Source organism: Desulfosporosinus orientis DSM 765 (genome assembly GCF_000235605.1).
GTDB classification, from domain to species: Bacteria; Bacillota; Desulfitobacteriia; order Desulfitobacteriales; family Desulfitobacteriaceae; genus Desulfosporosinus; species Desulfosporosinus orientis.
This window is the reverse complement of sequence record NC_016584.1, coordinates 309,449-324,681: the sequence shown is the minus strand read 5'-3', so window position 1 is coordinate 324,681 and position 15,233 is coordinate 309,449. Positions and strand designations below refer to the sequence as shown.

Here is a 15,233-nt window from a genome sequence, read left to right as displayed (position 1 = left end):
CTTATTACTGGGGATTAATACCCAAGACACGTTCAAGATATCTTTTATTGTGCAGAATCTGCTCATTTTGTGGAGAATACTTCCTGGCAATCTCATTATGCTCATAGGCCAACTGATGTTTACCTAAGCGATCATAACAAACGCACAACTGTATATGCGGTAACCACATTAACCTGCTGCTAACCGGTTTTTCCAATTGTGTCGCCATTTTATACCAGAAAATCCCCTGTTCATATTGTTTAATATTCTGGAAATAGAGACCTAAGTGACAACAAAATTCAACCCTGGGGACGGCATACTCAAAGGATTTTAGGATATATTCCAGTTGTTTTTCCTTTTCTCCTGAATCCTGAAAATACTCAACGAGTTTTCCACAAGCAGTAATTTTCTCCTCAACCCCACCTTGTCCTGCTTTCAAAAATTCTTCATAGGATTCAATAACCCGGTGATTACTTTCTATTAACAATTCCTTTAGTTCTATTCCGGAAAGACAATCATGAACGCCAAGTTCGGCTTCCACAAACTCCCTTTGCTCTTCACTGATAACTTGCGTGGGTCCCTGGAAGATTGTTGTTGACATAACACCCGTTGGGTAATCTGAATAACTATATTTAGAAGGCATAAGAGGTTCTCCGCTATTCAGAAGTACAGCCGCCCCCCCGAAAATGAAAAAGGGAAGACCCATTTCTACAGCATAAAATGCATATGAGCCTACTTGATTCGATGTTGCATACTTGTGACTTCTAAGAATGTCATAAAACTTTTGTACAAATTCAAATCCAAGCACCCAGATCGGACCTGCCGTAACAACATTGAACCCATGTTTTTTGTAAACTTCGTCCTTCTTCCTTTCAATATCATGAAGATGCAAACAGATCGTTATCGGCTGATATTCATCGGGAAGACTTTTTAGCTGCTTGCAATACTCATCAATATCGAATACTGCGTCAACGAGTTGAGTGGAATGTGCAGGGAAGGCTATTGTGCCTTTGGCGGCTGCATCCTTCTCAATTTTCATCATTTTTCGGTAGTGTATAAAAGGTGCGCCACTGATAGCTGCAGGAATAGTGCTGACCGCTTTCCATTCTTGCAGTCGTCTTCTGCTCCATACTAACATTAGGGGTTTATCCGTTCGAAGATCGTATGGATTAGGCTCCGGTAAAGGATTCCAGCCGTGCTCATAGCGGCAGTATAGAGGCAGATTCGATGGACATTTAGCATATTCCCTGATAATTGCATAAAGTCCGTAGATTGAATACCAATTCATAGATTCACTCACCTATTTATTAATTTAGGTTAAAAAACATGATAACATTGCATGCATCCAAAAATGACCGGGACTATTATACGTTATGTTTTTATCTCCTCGTATGTGCGGCTATACAATTTTATTGATTAATCCTCGCATGTGTATTGAATGGAATATAATTCAATTAATATTAATACGCTTAGTTATTGAACGGTTCGAGAGAGAGGTCAATTCTATGAGAAGGGTAGCATGGATCGATATCCTTAAAGGCATTGGAATCTTTTTAGTCGTGTGGGGGCATTCCAACTTATTATTAACTAGTTTTAATGATTTCTCATATATCACTAAATATATTTATTCTTTTCATATGCCTTTGTTTTTCTTTATCTCTGGCTATTTAAATGCTTTAGTTAAAAATAAGAGTTTTAGACAGTTAATTACCAGAAAAACAAATACACTAATTATACCCTATCTTTCTTTTTCGATTATTACAGTTTTAATTGACATTATAAGATTTAAGAGTAATCTTCCGATAAGGTCAGAACTATTCAAATTTTTCTATATAGGAAAAAGAGTACTTTGGAATGATCCATTATGGTTCTTAATTTGCTTATTTATTGTGGAGATTATCTTCTATGGAGTTTCCCAATTACCCGACAGAAAGTATTCTTTTTTAGGACTTCTAATCATCACACTTCTAGGATTTTGGTTAAGTTATAAAAATATTACTTTACCCTTTGGGCTTAGTATTGCTTTTATCGGAACTTCCTTTTATGGATTAGGTGATTTTGTCTCAAGCAGTAGGTCGCCAAGAATTAGCAAAATGGTAATAGTATCCTGTATTCTTATTAGTTTCATAATTCCTATTTACTTCAATACAACGGTTTCTATGTATTTTATGAGATATGGAAACCCAATTTATTTTTATATCTCGGCACTAGTAAACATTTACTTATATTTAAAATTATCTCAAAGGCTTCAATATATTAATTTTGTATCAAATATATTTCAATATTTAGGCAGAAACTCATTAATCATACTTTGCACGCATTTTACTCTCCTTCTTTTATTACGCGTGTGTATCAGCAGAATCCCCACATTAGGGTCGTTGATGATAAATTCAGACCCTATGAAAGGATTGATATATACTACAGCAGTTTTAGCTATTTCAATTCCTATAATTGCTGTCATTAGAAATCGTTTTCCTTTTGTAATAGGGATTAAAAGTTAAAAAAGAGTATTGTACCCAAAACAAGAACCCGTCCTGCGGGTTCTCTTGTCACCTATATCAACTATACTGGGTATTATACCCTTCTCTACACTTGCCCGATTTCTTGTTTTTTAGTTCCTATACCTAAAACCTCTTCAAAATACTTCTTGTTATAGAGAACCTGAGCATTTTCTGGACTATACTCCCTAGCAATCTCGTTATGCTCATAGGCTAATTCATGTTTACCTAAACGATCATAGCAAACGCACAACTGTAAATGGGGTAACCATGTCCAACAAGCTTCAATCATGAATCCCGAATTACCAATGGGTTTTTCTAATCGAGCAGCCAGTTTATACCAGAAAGCCCCTTGTTCATACTGCTTAGCATTTAGAAAATAAAAACCTAACCGGCAGCAAAATTCGGCTCTAGGAGAGGCATAATTGAAGGATTTGTAGCAATATTCAAGTTGTTTTTCTGTTTCTCCTAACTCCTTAAAACAATCCGCTAGTTTCCCACATGCAGAGATTTCGTCCTCAACCCAGCCCTGTCCGGTCTGTAAAAACTCTTGATAAACTTCAACTGCTCTACTATAGAGTCTATGATCGAACAATTCATTGCCATAATAATATAAATCCCGCGGAGAAAACGACTCACCCTTCTCTCTTCGCCTCTCAAATATCTTTAGGTTGCGATCCGAACTATGACCTTGCATCCGCTTATGGGTCACACAAATGTCCGAGTTCAAGATATTACCTGACACTTCCAAATACTCGTGTACTGCCCCAACCCAACGAAAGTTTTTATCCCTTTTAACCAAGCGATTTCTCCGGAAACTAAACGAGACGTTTCCATGCTGATCAAAGGCATAATGGTAAAGCATACTCACAGCGTCTACATACGGATCTAAATTTTTCATAAGTTTTAAAATTTTTTCTTGATCTTCAATCCTCAAAACATCATCTGCATCCAGCCAGAGGATATAATCCATGGTTGCCTGACTGAAAGCAAAATTGCGGGCAGCAGCAAAGTCGTCGATCCAGGCAAAATCTAATATTTTGACTGGATACTTCTTAACAATCTCTTTGGTTTGATCTGACGAACCGGTATCAACAATAATTATCTCATCGCAAATATCTTTGACAGAATCGAGACAACGGCTGATTGTTTTTTCTTCATTCTTAACGATAATACACAGACTAACTGTGATTTTCTTACTAACCATTTTCAAATCCCCTTTAAAAATAATCTATTACATAATATTCAAGACTGATTCAAAGGGGACAAATCACAAAGAAATCGAGTAAGAGGCAGAGTTTCTCCGCCGTCTTCTCTCATCACCGTACGTCAGACTGTCTAACAACAGCGTAAATGATAAAATTGAATTACTAATAGATATTTATCGGAGGGCAATATGCAATGGCATATATAACTGGCGATGACAGGAATCAGATAAAAGTAATAATGACATCTTTGGATGAAATGATTGATTCAGAAAATCCTGTACGAGTTATTGATGCCTATGTAGACTCCCTAGATTTGTTTGCACTCGGATTCAAAGAGTACTGCGGAAATAACCGAGGGTAGTCTCCATATAGGAGAACGGATTTATTGAAAATTCATATCTATGGTTATTTAAATAAAATTAGGTCTTTAAGAAAACTTGAAGTTGAAGCTAAAAGAACTCTAGAATTGATGTGGTTAATAAATTCTATTCAACCTGATCATGGTACTATTGCTAGTTTTGTGACGGAAAGTAAGAAAGCTTTTCGTACTGTCTTAAGGGAATTGACCCTAATTTTAAAAGGTTGGGGCTTAATAGATGGAAGAATAGTTGCTATTGATGGAACCAAAATCTGAGCGCAAAACAGTAAACATAATTGCATAACCGAAAGTACCGATGGTTATAAAGAAAAACTAAGATATCTATACATGTCCAGCGTCTCAAGAGATCCGTTTGGAACAGTAAAACGAACCTTTGGGTGTTCTTATTTTTTACGTAGGGAACTTGAAAATGTAACTGCTGAATCAGCATCAATGTTTATCGCTTATAATCTTAAGCGATTATTATGCATGTATTCTGCCCAAGAATTAGCGGAAAAGTTCAAGAATCTTGCAGTATAAAATGTTGGCTTTTATATGCCCGAATGGAACGCTTGTTTTGTTTAGCACAAACAAATTAAAAACACCGTGTATCAAACTGATAAGAAATGAATCGTTAGACAGTCTGACGTACCGTTCGGTATACAGCGGTTCATCTGTATTCTTCTCCATAGCACCTACCTAACGAAGTCATGCCTCGCCTTTTCCTTAACGCTCACCACCATGGCTTTTGACCAAAGCAGCTTAAGGTGGTTTGGAACCTCTACCTGCATAGCGATTCCGAGGGACCTGCCCTCATCTTCTGTGCAGCATAGCTGCTATTCAAGCGACAGTTTCTGTCGCTTGAACGCGCCTTCTTCTGACTTGACCGTAACTCCATTAAGGAGTACGCCTGCTTCCAGATAGGAGCGAATGAGTTTTAGAACTCGCTTGACCTTTACTTTCCAAGCTATTCTGACCATTAGTATGTCGTGGTTTACACGATCAAAGAACCAGGCCAAGTCGGCGTCTTTTAGGCCCGTTTGCATCCCCTTGCAAACGGGCCTCCTGCGGCGCTAGGTGCACGGGGAGGAGGACCCTCTCCAGCAGCGTACCACGCCGTGTCCCCTTTTTCCCGGTCTAAATCCATAGCTATATGGGGAAAAGTCCGGGTTAAAAATTGGGGTTAATACTTGGGTGAGTGCCTGCTGGAGTAGACGGTCTAAGGCAGTGGCAATTCCTAAATTCCTAGTTCGGTCATCTGGTTTGCGGATTGCAACCCTCCTGACAGGACTTGATCTATAGGTTCCTTTGAGCAAATTTTCCTTGATGTTAATCCAGTTATCGATGATATGTTGCCGGAGGTCTTTTACCGTCATACCATCAATTTCCAAAGCACCCTGGTTATTCTGAACTAGCTGTAGAGCCCAGAGCATGTTTTCTCGCTCCAGCATCTTCTCTAGCAGTCCGGTACCTTCGTTCGGGGTTGTTCCTCTGGTTTGCGCCGTCTCAAAACTCGGCCCTTGGCCGATGGCCCCTTGTGTATTCACCACTTCCTGCCACCGGAAGGCTTCTTGCGCAGTATTCTGCAGTCTATGCTTTGAATTCGAGCTTGCCGAATTTCATCCCTCACTTGATGTTCGGACCCTCACTTTCGTTAGCTACCCAAAAGCAACTATGTCCTCTGTTGACTTCTGCCGCCCCAATCGCATCTCTCGATACAGGTTACGAAGTAACTTCGTCGATGGCAGATCTCCCCGGGTAAGAACATTGTCTTTCCCTCCATCTACCCGCCCCATTTACTAGCGATAGTCTTCGATAGCAAGGACTTTGCTTTGTAATGCAAGCTCGTCCAACTACCGCCAGCCTCACCTGGGGTTCGTGGTCCTCGGTCCGGAGGTTTGCCGCCCGCTTTCTTTAGATCTCGCCTCGCGGCGAGCACCCTTGCGTTAAGCTACGGTTACTGCTACCTTCACCGATGAGGACTTTCACCTCACAAGATAATGCCCATACCGGGCGCACAATAAAATAAAAACGCGACCGTTAGGCCGCGTTTTTATTATCAAAATTGTAAAGATTTTATATTTTAAAATGTGATGATGTTTAAATTAATATTATTTCCTGTAGCTACTGAAGTAACGTTAGATTGTGCCGTTAAAATGGCTCTAACACTATACGTTGTACTTGCAGTAGTTGCTGGGGCTGTATCCACAAATGTGTCTGAAATTAGAAGTGTTTCAGTGCCTGCAGGTGATCCGCTTTGTTGATCTGTTCTAGTTTGAATCAGCGTTGCATCCCGATATAATCGAATTTCAAAAGTATACGACCAGTTCGCAGTAACAGTGAAATCAAGATCTAAAGCGTAATCAATTTTGAGTTCCTGGTTTACCACAACGCTTTGAGTGACACTGACAACTGTAACTTCGGTGTTTAATGGTACTCCTGGCGGGTTGTAAACATCGATTGGGCCAGTTGCATTATTGAAAGCTAGGGTTGGTGATCCAGTTGCTCCTGTGGCTCCTTTGGCTCCGGTTGCACCTGTGGCTCCTGTCGCTCCCGTTGCTCCCGTCGCCCCTGTGGCTCCTGTGGCTCCTGTTGCTCCTGTGGCTCCTGTTGCTCCTGTGGCTCCTGTTGCTCCCGTTGCTCCTGTTGCTCCTGTCGCTCCCGTTGCTCCCGTCGCTCCCGTTGCTCCCGTCGCCCCGGTTGCTCCTGTGGCTCCTGTTGCTCCTGTCGCTCCTGTCGCTCCCGTTGCTCCCGTCGCTCCCGTCGCTCCCGTTGCCCCTGTTGCTCCTGTGGCCCCTGTGGCTCCTGTTGCTCCTGCTGCTCCTGTCGCTCCCGTTGCTCCCGTTGCCCCTGTTGCTCCTGTGGCCCCTGTTGCTCCTGTGGCTCCTGTTGCTCCTGTTGCTCCTGTGGTTCCTGTGGCTCCCGTGGCTCCTGTTGCTCCCGTGGCTCCTGTTGCTCCTGTCGCTCCTGTGGCCCCCGTTGCCCCGGTTGCTCCTGTTGCACCAGTGGCTCCTGTGGTTCCAGTGGCTCCTGTTGCTCCTGTTGCTCCTGTGGCCCCTGTTGCCCCCGTTGCCCCGGTTGCTCCCGTTGCGCCTGTCGCGCCTGTCGCTCCTGTCGCTCCGGTGGCTCCTGTTGCTCCCGTTGCTCCTGTTGCACCTGTGGCTCCTATGGCCCCCGTTGCCCCGGTTGCTCCCGTTGCTCCTGTTGCACCTGTGGCTCCTGTGGCCCCCGTTGCCCCGGTTGCTCCCGTTGCTCCTGTTGCACCTGTGGCTCCTGTGGCTCCTGTGGCCCCCGTTGCCCCGATAATTACACTTGGTCCTAATACGTCAAGTTCTGCAGCTACCAAGCGATGAGCTATCGTTAAACTCCCTGATCCATTTTTGCCCCAAGCCGAAATCTCAACAGCATCTGAGCTTGTAGTGAACTGAAACTCAAATTCGTCAAACTGTGCGTAATAGACTTTTGTTAATACTGCATCTGGAGTCAGATTTAAATGCTCTAACACATACATTGTTTTTGTAGACCCTGTCACGTAAAACCCTCTAATTATAATGGTAGCTGCAACAGTATCATCATTAGTTGCTTTTATCGTAAATGTCGAAGTAGGTCTTACACCGGCCACCGGTGTATTTTCTATTAATCCTGTTGTTAAATCAGGCATTCTCTTGTCTCCTTACCTAATATTTTTTTGATTCAGAACGGATTAACTTCTTGGGCTACTAATCGATGAGCTGTTGCCAAACTCCCAGTTGAAGATTTTCCCCAAGCAGTAATATTAACTGCATCTGAATTAACTGTGAATTGAAACTCAAACTCATTAAATTGAGCGTAATAGCTTCTTAAGGCAACGCCCCCCGCTGGAATATTGAATAGTTCATTTACATACAACACTTTTGTCATACCACTTTGATGAAACCCTTGAATCTGAACCATGGCTGGAGCAGTATCATCATTCGAAATATTAACCGCGAGTGTTGAACTTGGTCTGATGCCTGCTACAGGGGTGTTTTCCAACAAACCCGTTGTTAAATTAGGCATATACTTAAAACCTCCCAAATTATAGGTTCATTTATTGTATTGTGCTTGTCTCGTTTTCGTTACTTTAGATTTACAATTCTTTCAATATAAATTCTGTTTTACGGGGCACTAACTTCCATCACTTCAAACTGTTTTAAAACGAGAGTTCCAGAAGAGTCTTTACAATATCCAGTAACTTCTACTAAAGGCGAGCTTATAAAAATTTTAAATTTTAGGGCTTTAAATAAAACAAAATAATTTTTTAAAATCATAGTTCCAGCTCCAAGAGTAAAGAACTCTTCAACATACTTCACTCTGGATGCTCCGCTTTTATAAAATCCCTGAATTTGAATAGCTGCCGTGGAAATATCTTCATTTGCAATACTTATCGAGAACTTTGCGTTGTTTTTATGTGCTTCAACTGATAGATTATCTAACCAACCCGTTGTTAAATATGGCATTCATCCAATTACCTCCTAATTATAGGTTTATTTATTTTATTGAAGATGTCCTAGTTTTGTTACCCATTATTTGGAAATTTATGTTGCTAATACTTTGTTTACACTGTGTCCTTGTTTTTCGCAGTGACTACAATTTTAACTATAATTCGCTTTGAATTAAAAAAACTGCCACAAAATCGTAGCAGCCATTTGCAACAGATATATAATTCCAGTTGATGTGACTGTCCTAATTATTGACTAATGAGTGTCAGCAAAATTTGATCCCTTACCTAAACTTATATCTGATATTTTCCTATATGAAATCGATTCATATGGGCAGCGATCCAAACTACAGTTAAATTAATTCCTTCTTCAAGTGACACACGAGGTTCCCAACCGATCGTTTTTTTTGCTAGACTATTGTCTGCTAATAGGCGGCTTACCTCGCTTCGTCTGGGTCGGACTCTCCCCCTTTCAAAAACTATTTTTGCATTACTTTGAACAGTATTTTGAACAATCTGAGCTAATTGCCCGATAGAAATCTCTCTTCCAGAGCCAATATTGATTGCTTTACCCAATCCTGATTGACTCTGAGCCGCTTTAATAAAGCCTTCTACCGTATCCGCGATATAGGTAAAATCCCGCAAAGTATCGGTGTTGCCGAGACGTATTTCTTTACATGCCAAGGCCTGGGTTATCAGCGTTGGGATGATAGCACGTGCAGATTGTCTAGGGCCATAACAGTTAAATGGCCTCACGGTCACAACCGGCAAATCATAGGAGGCATAAAAACTTTCTGCTAACTTGTCTGCACCTATTTTACTGGCTGAATATGGGGACTGACCTTGGAAAGGATGCGCCTCATCAATCGGAACATACAGCGCTGATCCATATACTTCACTCGTTGAAGTGTTCACAATCCTCTCTACTCCATAATCACGAGCTGCTGTGAGTATATTAAGGGTTCCCATAATATTGGTTTCCACTACCTCACGAGGATTCTGATAAGAATACGGAATCCCCACCAATGCCCCTAAGTGAAAAACTGTGTCACACCCTTTTACTGCTCGTTCGATTGCATCAGCATCGCGTAAATCTCCTGTAATGATTTCTACCCCGTCTAATAATCCCGGATCTAAGTCCTCTAAATTACCACGACCATCTCTAGAATTATATCGAAGAAAAACTCGAACATTTGCTCTTGCTTTGACTAAGGCCTCTGTCAAGTGGCTTCCAATGAAACCGCCGGCTCCAGTAACTAAGACCTTTTTCTGATCCCACACACTCCTCCATCCCCTCTATTCCAGTAATTGATATATCCTATGACTGTATTTGTCTATCTGACACTGTATTCTCTAACACTCTTGGTACGCTCCAAAAGCATCATATAGCTCGATCCAAGATGATTCCAATCATGCTTTAATGCTTTCTGTCGCCCATTCTGCGAAAGGGCCATTTGTAGATATGGATTATCGTGTAAGGTCACTATAGCATGGGACAGCTTCAAAAAATTTCCGGCTTCAAACGTTAAAGCACAATTATTTGACGCAATTTCCAGAAGTCCGCCTGCATTTGAAGCTATAACCGGTGTACCCATTATCATTCCTTCAAGAGCAACTAAACCAAAGGCTTCACGATGACTGGGAACTACAAGACATGATGCTCCGGCCATCCATTTCCTTACCTCTGAGGGCGACTTCCACCCATGAAACTTGACAGAATTATCAAGTTTAGCAGTACGGACAAGCCTCTTCAGATTATCCTCATAAGACTCTGCACCTTTACCAACAATATTTAAACGTACATTCCGTCCCCTCTTACGTACAAATGAAACTGCCTTAATCAGATCTTCGATTCCTTTATAATTCAATAACCTACCAACATAGAGCAGCTCAATTGTATTCCCTGGATGCCAGCGTTCTGAAGGCATAGAAATCCCTAGAGACAATACTTCAGTTTTGAAGAGATACTCCGGGAAACGCTTGGCTAGATAACTCATTTCACTCTTGCTAACTAGATGAATGCATTGGCTTCTCATTAAAAGTTCTTCCTGAATTTTGAACTGAGCTTGTAATTCAGGTTCATTAGAATCTCCTAGTTCTTGACGGAGAAATGAATAGACAGAGTATAAAATTGGGATAGTGCCATTCGAAGAGACATAAGCTAATGGTGCAAAATTAATTGCCTGAATATGAATTAAATCCCATGTTTGATCCAATTCAGGAACCTCATGAAAAAAAACATCCTGTCTAATCAATCCTAAATAACCAAAGCAATAATCATTTCGAGGTATTTCCAATACTTTAATCTGATTCCCTCTAAGATCCCAACTCGGATCTTTCAAGCCACTTCTTGGTACAACAACTGTCTGCTGTACACCCATTCGGTCGAGTAAATTAATCATCCCCGTCGCAGCCGTACCAGCTCCACCATAACTTTCCTCTTCGAATTCATTCGTTAGGACTAAGAGCTTCAGAAAATCACCCCCTTAGGAAAATCCACACTTCCTTCCTAGGTTGACATGTAATAATCTATGCACAAGCCCAATTGATTGACATAGGTATCGGTAAAAGTAAACAGTTATCTAATATATAAGTAAATTTTGAGCATTCAAGTTCAAACTTCACCGAAATTCTAATGATTAACTAATAGCTTTATTAATAGGCTTGAAACATATCCATTCCTGGGACATATCTTATTTAATAACAGCAATTTATAACAACTTCATATTTCCTCAAATCCATCATAATGGGCAAGCTGAATACGGATTAATCAGATCCACTCCTCTCCCTTCCGGATTTTCTTCCAAAGACCAATTGATATCCAGCGACTAAAACGAGTTCAATACTTTAAGCCAGCAGTTCTATAATCAATTGCAGACTTTCCAGCTTCTCTACAGTCAAATTAACGAAATGGATGACGCTTTTGAGCATCACCCGTTGATAAATGGGCCTTTTAGAGAGGGTACTTTTAGAACCCTTCAAGAATAAATGATTATTCTGATCCAGTTTCAACTAATTTTCTCCTCAGAAATTCAATGCCCAGATACCGATCACAAACAGGTTAGGAGATGTAACCTATTATAAATACTTTTTCGATTAATCTGCAGAACTAAACCTAACAATCATCATTATAATTAAAGACACAGGGACAGTTCTCTTGTCGAAAAAATTTCGACAGGAGAACCGTCCCTACTTATTTCTTGCTACTTATTTCTTAATTGCTATTGCTTCCAGAGGATACTTACAACTGTCGCAAATGCCCCAGCTAAGGCTACGATAAATCCAGACCACCACCGCCGACCAGCTTCCATACTCTTTTTAAATTCCTCAAAGTCTCGTTTAGTAACATAATTGCCTGCTAACAGCACTCGCATATCATTTACTACGGTTGACACCTCTTTCACAGATTCCTTTATTTCGGCAATATCCTTCTTAATTATCTGGACCTCCTCTTCCATAAGCACCCTCCTAAATTTCGGACATCCTTTTCTTTATACTATGATTTCGATCCATAAATGGTACTAACTCTTCAGTGCCCCTTATTCTTTTTTGACATATCCTAATACTATTAACGGTTTTATCCGCAGACAGCTAATGAGGAGGTTACAAATGTCTACTATTATCTATCCTCCCTCTATACCCTGGAATTGGATGTTTCAGCGCCCACAACAGCTGCTCGGCCGCTTTTCTTCTGTAGGCCATACTGTTCTTTATGAGGATCTCGGCAACTTTTCAACTCCAAAAGTCAGTTCCTTATCTCCTTCTCTTTTCCTATGCCAAGGATATTCTGCTATGGATATTCCTCATCCCAAGCCGCGCATCCTTTGGTTGACTGTTCCCTCTCATATCAATTCAATAAAAAACTATGAACCTGATCTGGTTATCTATGATGCTGTGGATGAACCCAAAGAAGAATTTGCCAGTTGGGCTACCTATTATCCAAGTATTATTGAAAAATCAGATTTGATTTTTTGCAGTAGTCAAAGTATTTATGAGTATTTTGTCAAGAGGCATCCTCACGTTTATTTAGTCCCCAACGGTGTGGATTATGTGCATTTTTCTCACTCTCTGTCTAACCGACCAATGGATCTGCCCTCAGGCAAACCTATTGTCGGATATAGTGGAGCAATCGCCCCGTGGCTCGACTGGGAGCTGTTAAAAATAGTTATCCAACAAAATCCAAAGGTTAACTTCGTATTTCTTGGCGCTCTTTTCCAACTTTATCGGTTTCCACTAAAAAAGTATCAGAATGTCTTTTATCTTGGTCTTAAAAATTATCAAGAGCTTCCAACTTATCTGCATCACTTTGATCTGGGACTGATCCCCTTTCTTCAAACAGAGATGACTAAAGGTTGTAATCCTATCAAACTTTATGAATATTATGCATCCGGAATACGAGTCCTGGGAACACCGCTTCCTGAATTGCTCTGTGTTCCCAAGATTAATCTGGAAAGTAACCCTCTGCTTTTTTCCATGCGTCTGCAAAATTTATTAGAAGAAAAGGATGTCTGCCAAGCCGAAAGAATGGCCTACGCTCAAGCAAACGATTGGAGTGAGCGAATCGGCCAAATTCTCCAGTATATTTTTATTAGAGCTAATACAAATCAAGCATAGCGTGTAACACCCTAATCGACGAGCGAATAGTATACGTTGAAAGCTACTAAGTCTAACTCGTTTTCGAATCAAAAAAGGGGGGAATATACACATGCTATTTGAAACCCACGCTTGGGTAACACTCGACAATGCCGTCGCTATATATAACGTTTACAGCGATGTGCTAGTCGCAACCGTTCCGGTGGGGACTGCTCCAGCTTTCCCAAAACGTACACCGGATGGTACGAAAGTGTTAGTTCCTAATTTCGGCAGTAACTCAGTCTCAGTCATCTGTACCGCTGGAAATCTTGTCTTAGCAACAATCCCAGTGGGTCTTGCACCAACCTCAGTTGCCATTGACCCTACTAGTACTACAGCATATGTGACAAACTCTGGAAGTGGAACTGTTTCTGTGATAAGCATTCCAACAAATACTGTAGTAAGCACTATCACGGTAGGTTCAGGACCAGTCGATGTCACAATTGCCCGCGATGGAAGCCGTGTCTACGTAAGTAATGGCGACAGCAATTCAGTCTCTGTTATTAACCCAGTAACGAACACCGTTATTTCAACAATCCCAGTTGGCACTTCTCCTAATGGTCTGGCTGTCAGCTTAGACAATACAAAACTATTTGTGGTCAATAGCGGCAGCAACAATGTCAGTGTCATCAACACTTCAACAAATGCTCTCTTAAGCCTTATCCCTGTGGGTTCAGACCCGCAAAAAATTGCTGCTAACCCTGTTAATCCCGTCTTCATGTATGTCAGCAACTTCGGATCAAACAGTGTAAGCGTCATATCTACTACCGGACTTAACGTCATCACATCAATCCCTGTTGGAGTAAATCCTCTTGGCCTGGATGTAACCGGAGATGGAACTCAATTATGGGTTACCAACGAAGGAGACAGTTCAATTAGTATTATCAACACATTGACGAATACCATTGCTTCTGCATTACCAACGTCATTCCCACCACGAGGAGTAACCGTAGGCAGAGTCGGATCTGCATTATCACCTAGTGATCCCATTGATTTAACGGATCCTTATCAGCTAGAGGAAATCACTGAATCCGTTTGCATCATTGTCGAAAAGGTTTATGCAAGCTGTCTGCAGCGAGAATGCTTCCCGGCATTTATCATAACCTTACCAACCGGTGGAGTTCCTCCGTTCACTTTCGTAAGCATGACCTTTTCCACCGGTGTAATCGTCCCGGGCAGTGTTGTCATTACTCCCATTCCTTCACGACCAAACTTCTCCAGAGTTCAATTTACCATCCAAATCCCTTATACGTTGACACTGAGGGATTCAACCGGGGCCCTGTTTACAATCACCGGTACCTTGCCCGATATCAACAAAGATATTGTCATGTACTTCCCACCAACCAGACCGGAATTTGACTTCAACCTGCGTGTTGAAACAAGAACTGAAGTATTAACAAGCCCAGTATTCACCACAACGACCATTCAACTTGCTATCGGCAGCTTTGTTATTACCAAGGTTACTGGACTAGTACAGCTTCTGGTTCCAGCCTTCGGATTCTGCCCAGAACCGCCGCTCTGCGAAGAGTTCCCGAACATTCCAGAAAACCCGTGCCTCAATTTCTTTAATCCTGATCTCACACCATTCCCAAGTGACTTCTTCCCGCCACAACTTGATACTTGTCAGTAAAAACTCACGATTGTGTTATTCACCCTCTTATTTTTATAAATCACTGCCCTTCCAGAGAAAGGGCCGTCCAAAAGCGGCCCTTTTTCCACGGAATGAATCATTTAGATATCAAAAACTAAAGGAAGTGGTCATTTTGGCTATAATATCTCGAAACACTTTAAATCCTCAATTACTAACTTTTGAAAATGAAGCTTTGTACTTACATATTGGTGCTCAAGGATGTGCACTGTTTAAAAAAAATAGTGGGAAACCAACTTTTCGGCTCCAAGAGCCGGTGCTTTTAGCCCATGGCATCATGACAGATCCCCAGACAGTTCATCTAGTTATCCTAAAATCAAGCGGGGATCTATGCTACACCCTTATCACAGGGACAGGTACCCCCCAGACAACTTTAATTGCAAAACTGGACGTTCGCAGTACAAGATATCGAAGGCTTTTCCTCTTTCCTCAGGGGAAGGTAATCCATATC

The 15,233-nt window shown here is 41.4% G+C and carries 15 protein-coding genes and 1 pseudogene; 5 read left to right on the top strand and 11 right to left on the bottom strand.

Features of this window, described 5'->3' with window-relative positions; translation table 11 throughout:
* Nucleotides 1-4: 4 nt before the first annotated feature.
* Complete coding sequence (locus tag DESOR_RS27220; protein WP_014182881.1) at nucleotides 5-1,267, bottom strand: tetratricopeptide repeat protein; 1,263 nt, start codon at nucleotides 1,265-1,267, stop codon at nucleotides 5-7.
* Nucleotides 1,268-1,484: 217 nt separating this feature from the next.
* On the opposite strand from DESOR_RS27220, the gene DESOR_RS01680 reads away from it, so the two are divergent.
* Nucleotides 1,485-2,480: an acyltransferase family protein gene (locus DESOR_RS01680; protein ID WP_042330692.1), complete on the top strand. Its 996-nt coding sequence runs from the start codon at nucleotides 1,485-1,487 to the stop codon at nucleotides 2,478-2,480.
* Between the two features lie 85 nt (nucleotides 2,481-2,565).
* Here DESOR_RS01680 and DESOR_RS01675 read toward each other — a convergent pair whose 3' ends face one another.
* Entirely contained in the window at nucleotides 2,566-3,684 is a 1,119-nt protein-coding gene (locus tag DESOR_RS01675) for a tetratricopeptide repeat-containing glycosyltransferase family 2 protein (protein ID WP_014182879.1), read from the bottom strand.
* Nucleotides 3,685-3,878: 194 nt separating this feature from the next.
* Here DESOR_RS01675 and DESOR_RS29195 point away from each other — a divergent pair, with 194 nt between their 5' ends.
* Together DESOR_RS29195 and DESOR_RS28610 are read left to right on the top strand one after the other, a co-directional pair.
* Entirely contained in the window at nucleotides 3,879-4,046 is a 168-nt protein-coding gene (locus DESOR_RS29195) for a hypothetical protein (protein ID WP_158308993.1), read from the top strand.
* A 15-nt stretch (nucleotides 4,047-4,061) separates the two neighbouring features.
* Nucleotides 4,062-4,319 (top strand): annotated as a pseudogene (locus DESOR_RS28610) (transposase); the annotation flags it as partial.
* 797 nt (nucleotides 4,320-5,116) lie between these two features.
* Here DESOR_RS28610 and DESOR_RS27205 read toward each other — a convergent pair.
* The 9 genes from DESOR_RS27205 to DESOR_RS01635 form a co-directional block, all read right to left on the bottom strand.
* On the bottom strand, nucleotides 5,117-5,590 hold the full coding sequence (locus DESOR_RS27205; protein WP_052304265.1) for a reverse transcriptase family protein: 474 nt from the start codon (nucleotides 5,588-5,590) through the stop codon (nucleotides 5,117-5,119).
* 111 nt (nucleotides 5,591-5,701) lie between these two features.
* Nucleotides 5,702-5,839, bottom strand: a complete 138-nt coding sequence (locus tag DESOR_RS29190; RefSeq protein WP_158308992.1) for a hypothetical protein — start codon at nucleotides 5,837-5,839, stop codon at nucleotides 5,702-5,704.
* A gap of 287 nt (nucleotides 5,840-6,126) precedes the next feature.
* On the bottom strand, nucleotides 6,127-7,704 hold the full coding sequence (locus DESOR_RS01660; protein WP_014182878.1) for a hypothetical protein: 1,578 nt from the start codon (nucleotides 7,702-7,704) through the stop codon (nucleotides 6,127-6,129).
* 32 nt (nucleotides 7,705-7,736) lie between these two features.
* Nucleotides 7,737-8,081 (bottom strand): hypothetical protein, encoded by a 345-nt coding sequence (locus tag DESOR_RS01655; protein WP_014182877.1) that lies wholly within the window; start codon nucleotides 8,079-8,081, stop codon nucleotides 7,737-7,739.
* Nucleotides 8,082-8,179: 98 nt separating this feature from the next.
* Nucleotides 8,180-8,521, bottom strand: a complete 342-nt coding sequence (locus DESOR_RS01650; RefSeq protein WP_014182876.1) for a hypothetical protein — start codon at nucleotides 8,519-8,521, stop codon at nucleotides 8,180-8,182.
* A 275-nt stretch (nucleotides 8,522-8,796) separates the two neighbouring features.
* The gene (locus DESOR_RS01645; RefSeq protein WP_014182875.1) at nucleotides 8,797-9,783 is read right to left on the bottom strand and encodes an SDR family NAD(P)-dependent oxidoreductase; all 987 of its coding nucleotides are present in this window, start codon (nucleotides 9,781-9,783) and stop codon (nucleotides 8,797-8,799) included.
* 53 nt (nucleotides 9,784-9,836) lie between these two features.
* A complete protein-coding gene (locus tag DESOR_RS01640) occupies nucleotides 9,837-10,904 on the bottom strand; it encodes a glycosyltransferase family 4 protein (RefSeq protein ID WP_014182874.1) in 1,068 nt (355 codons plus the stop codon).
* 445 nt (nucleotides 10,905-11,349) lie between these two features.
* Nucleotides 11,350-11,514: a hypothetical protein gene (locus DESOR_RS29185; protein WP_158308991.1), complete on the bottom strand. Its 165-nt coding sequence runs from the start codon at nucleotides 11,512-11,514 to the stop codon at nucleotides 11,350-11,352.
* A gap of 209 nt (nucleotides 11,515-11,723) precedes the next feature.
* Entirely contained in the window at nucleotides 11,724-11,960 is a 237-nt protein-coding gene (locus DESOR_RS01635; protein ID WP_014182873.1) for a hypothetical protein, read from the bottom strand.
* Nucleotides 11,961-12,111: 151 nt separating this feature from the next.
* On the opposite strand from DESOR_RS01635, the gene DESOR_RS01630 reads away from it, so the two are divergent.
* A complete protein-coding gene (locus tag DESOR_RS01630; protein ID WP_014182872.1) occupies nucleotides 12,112-13,116 on the top strand; it encodes a glycosyltransferase family protein in 1,005 nt (334 codons plus the stop codon).
* A 91-nt stretch (nucleotides 13,117-13,207) separates the two neighbouring features.
* Nucleotides 13,208-14,764, top strand: coding sequence for a YncE family protein (locus DESOR_RS01625; protein ID WP_014182871.1), 1,557 nt, complete (start codon nucleotides 13,208-13,210; stop codon nucleotides 14,762-14,764).
* Nucleotides 14,765-15,233 lie beyond the last annotated feature (469 nt).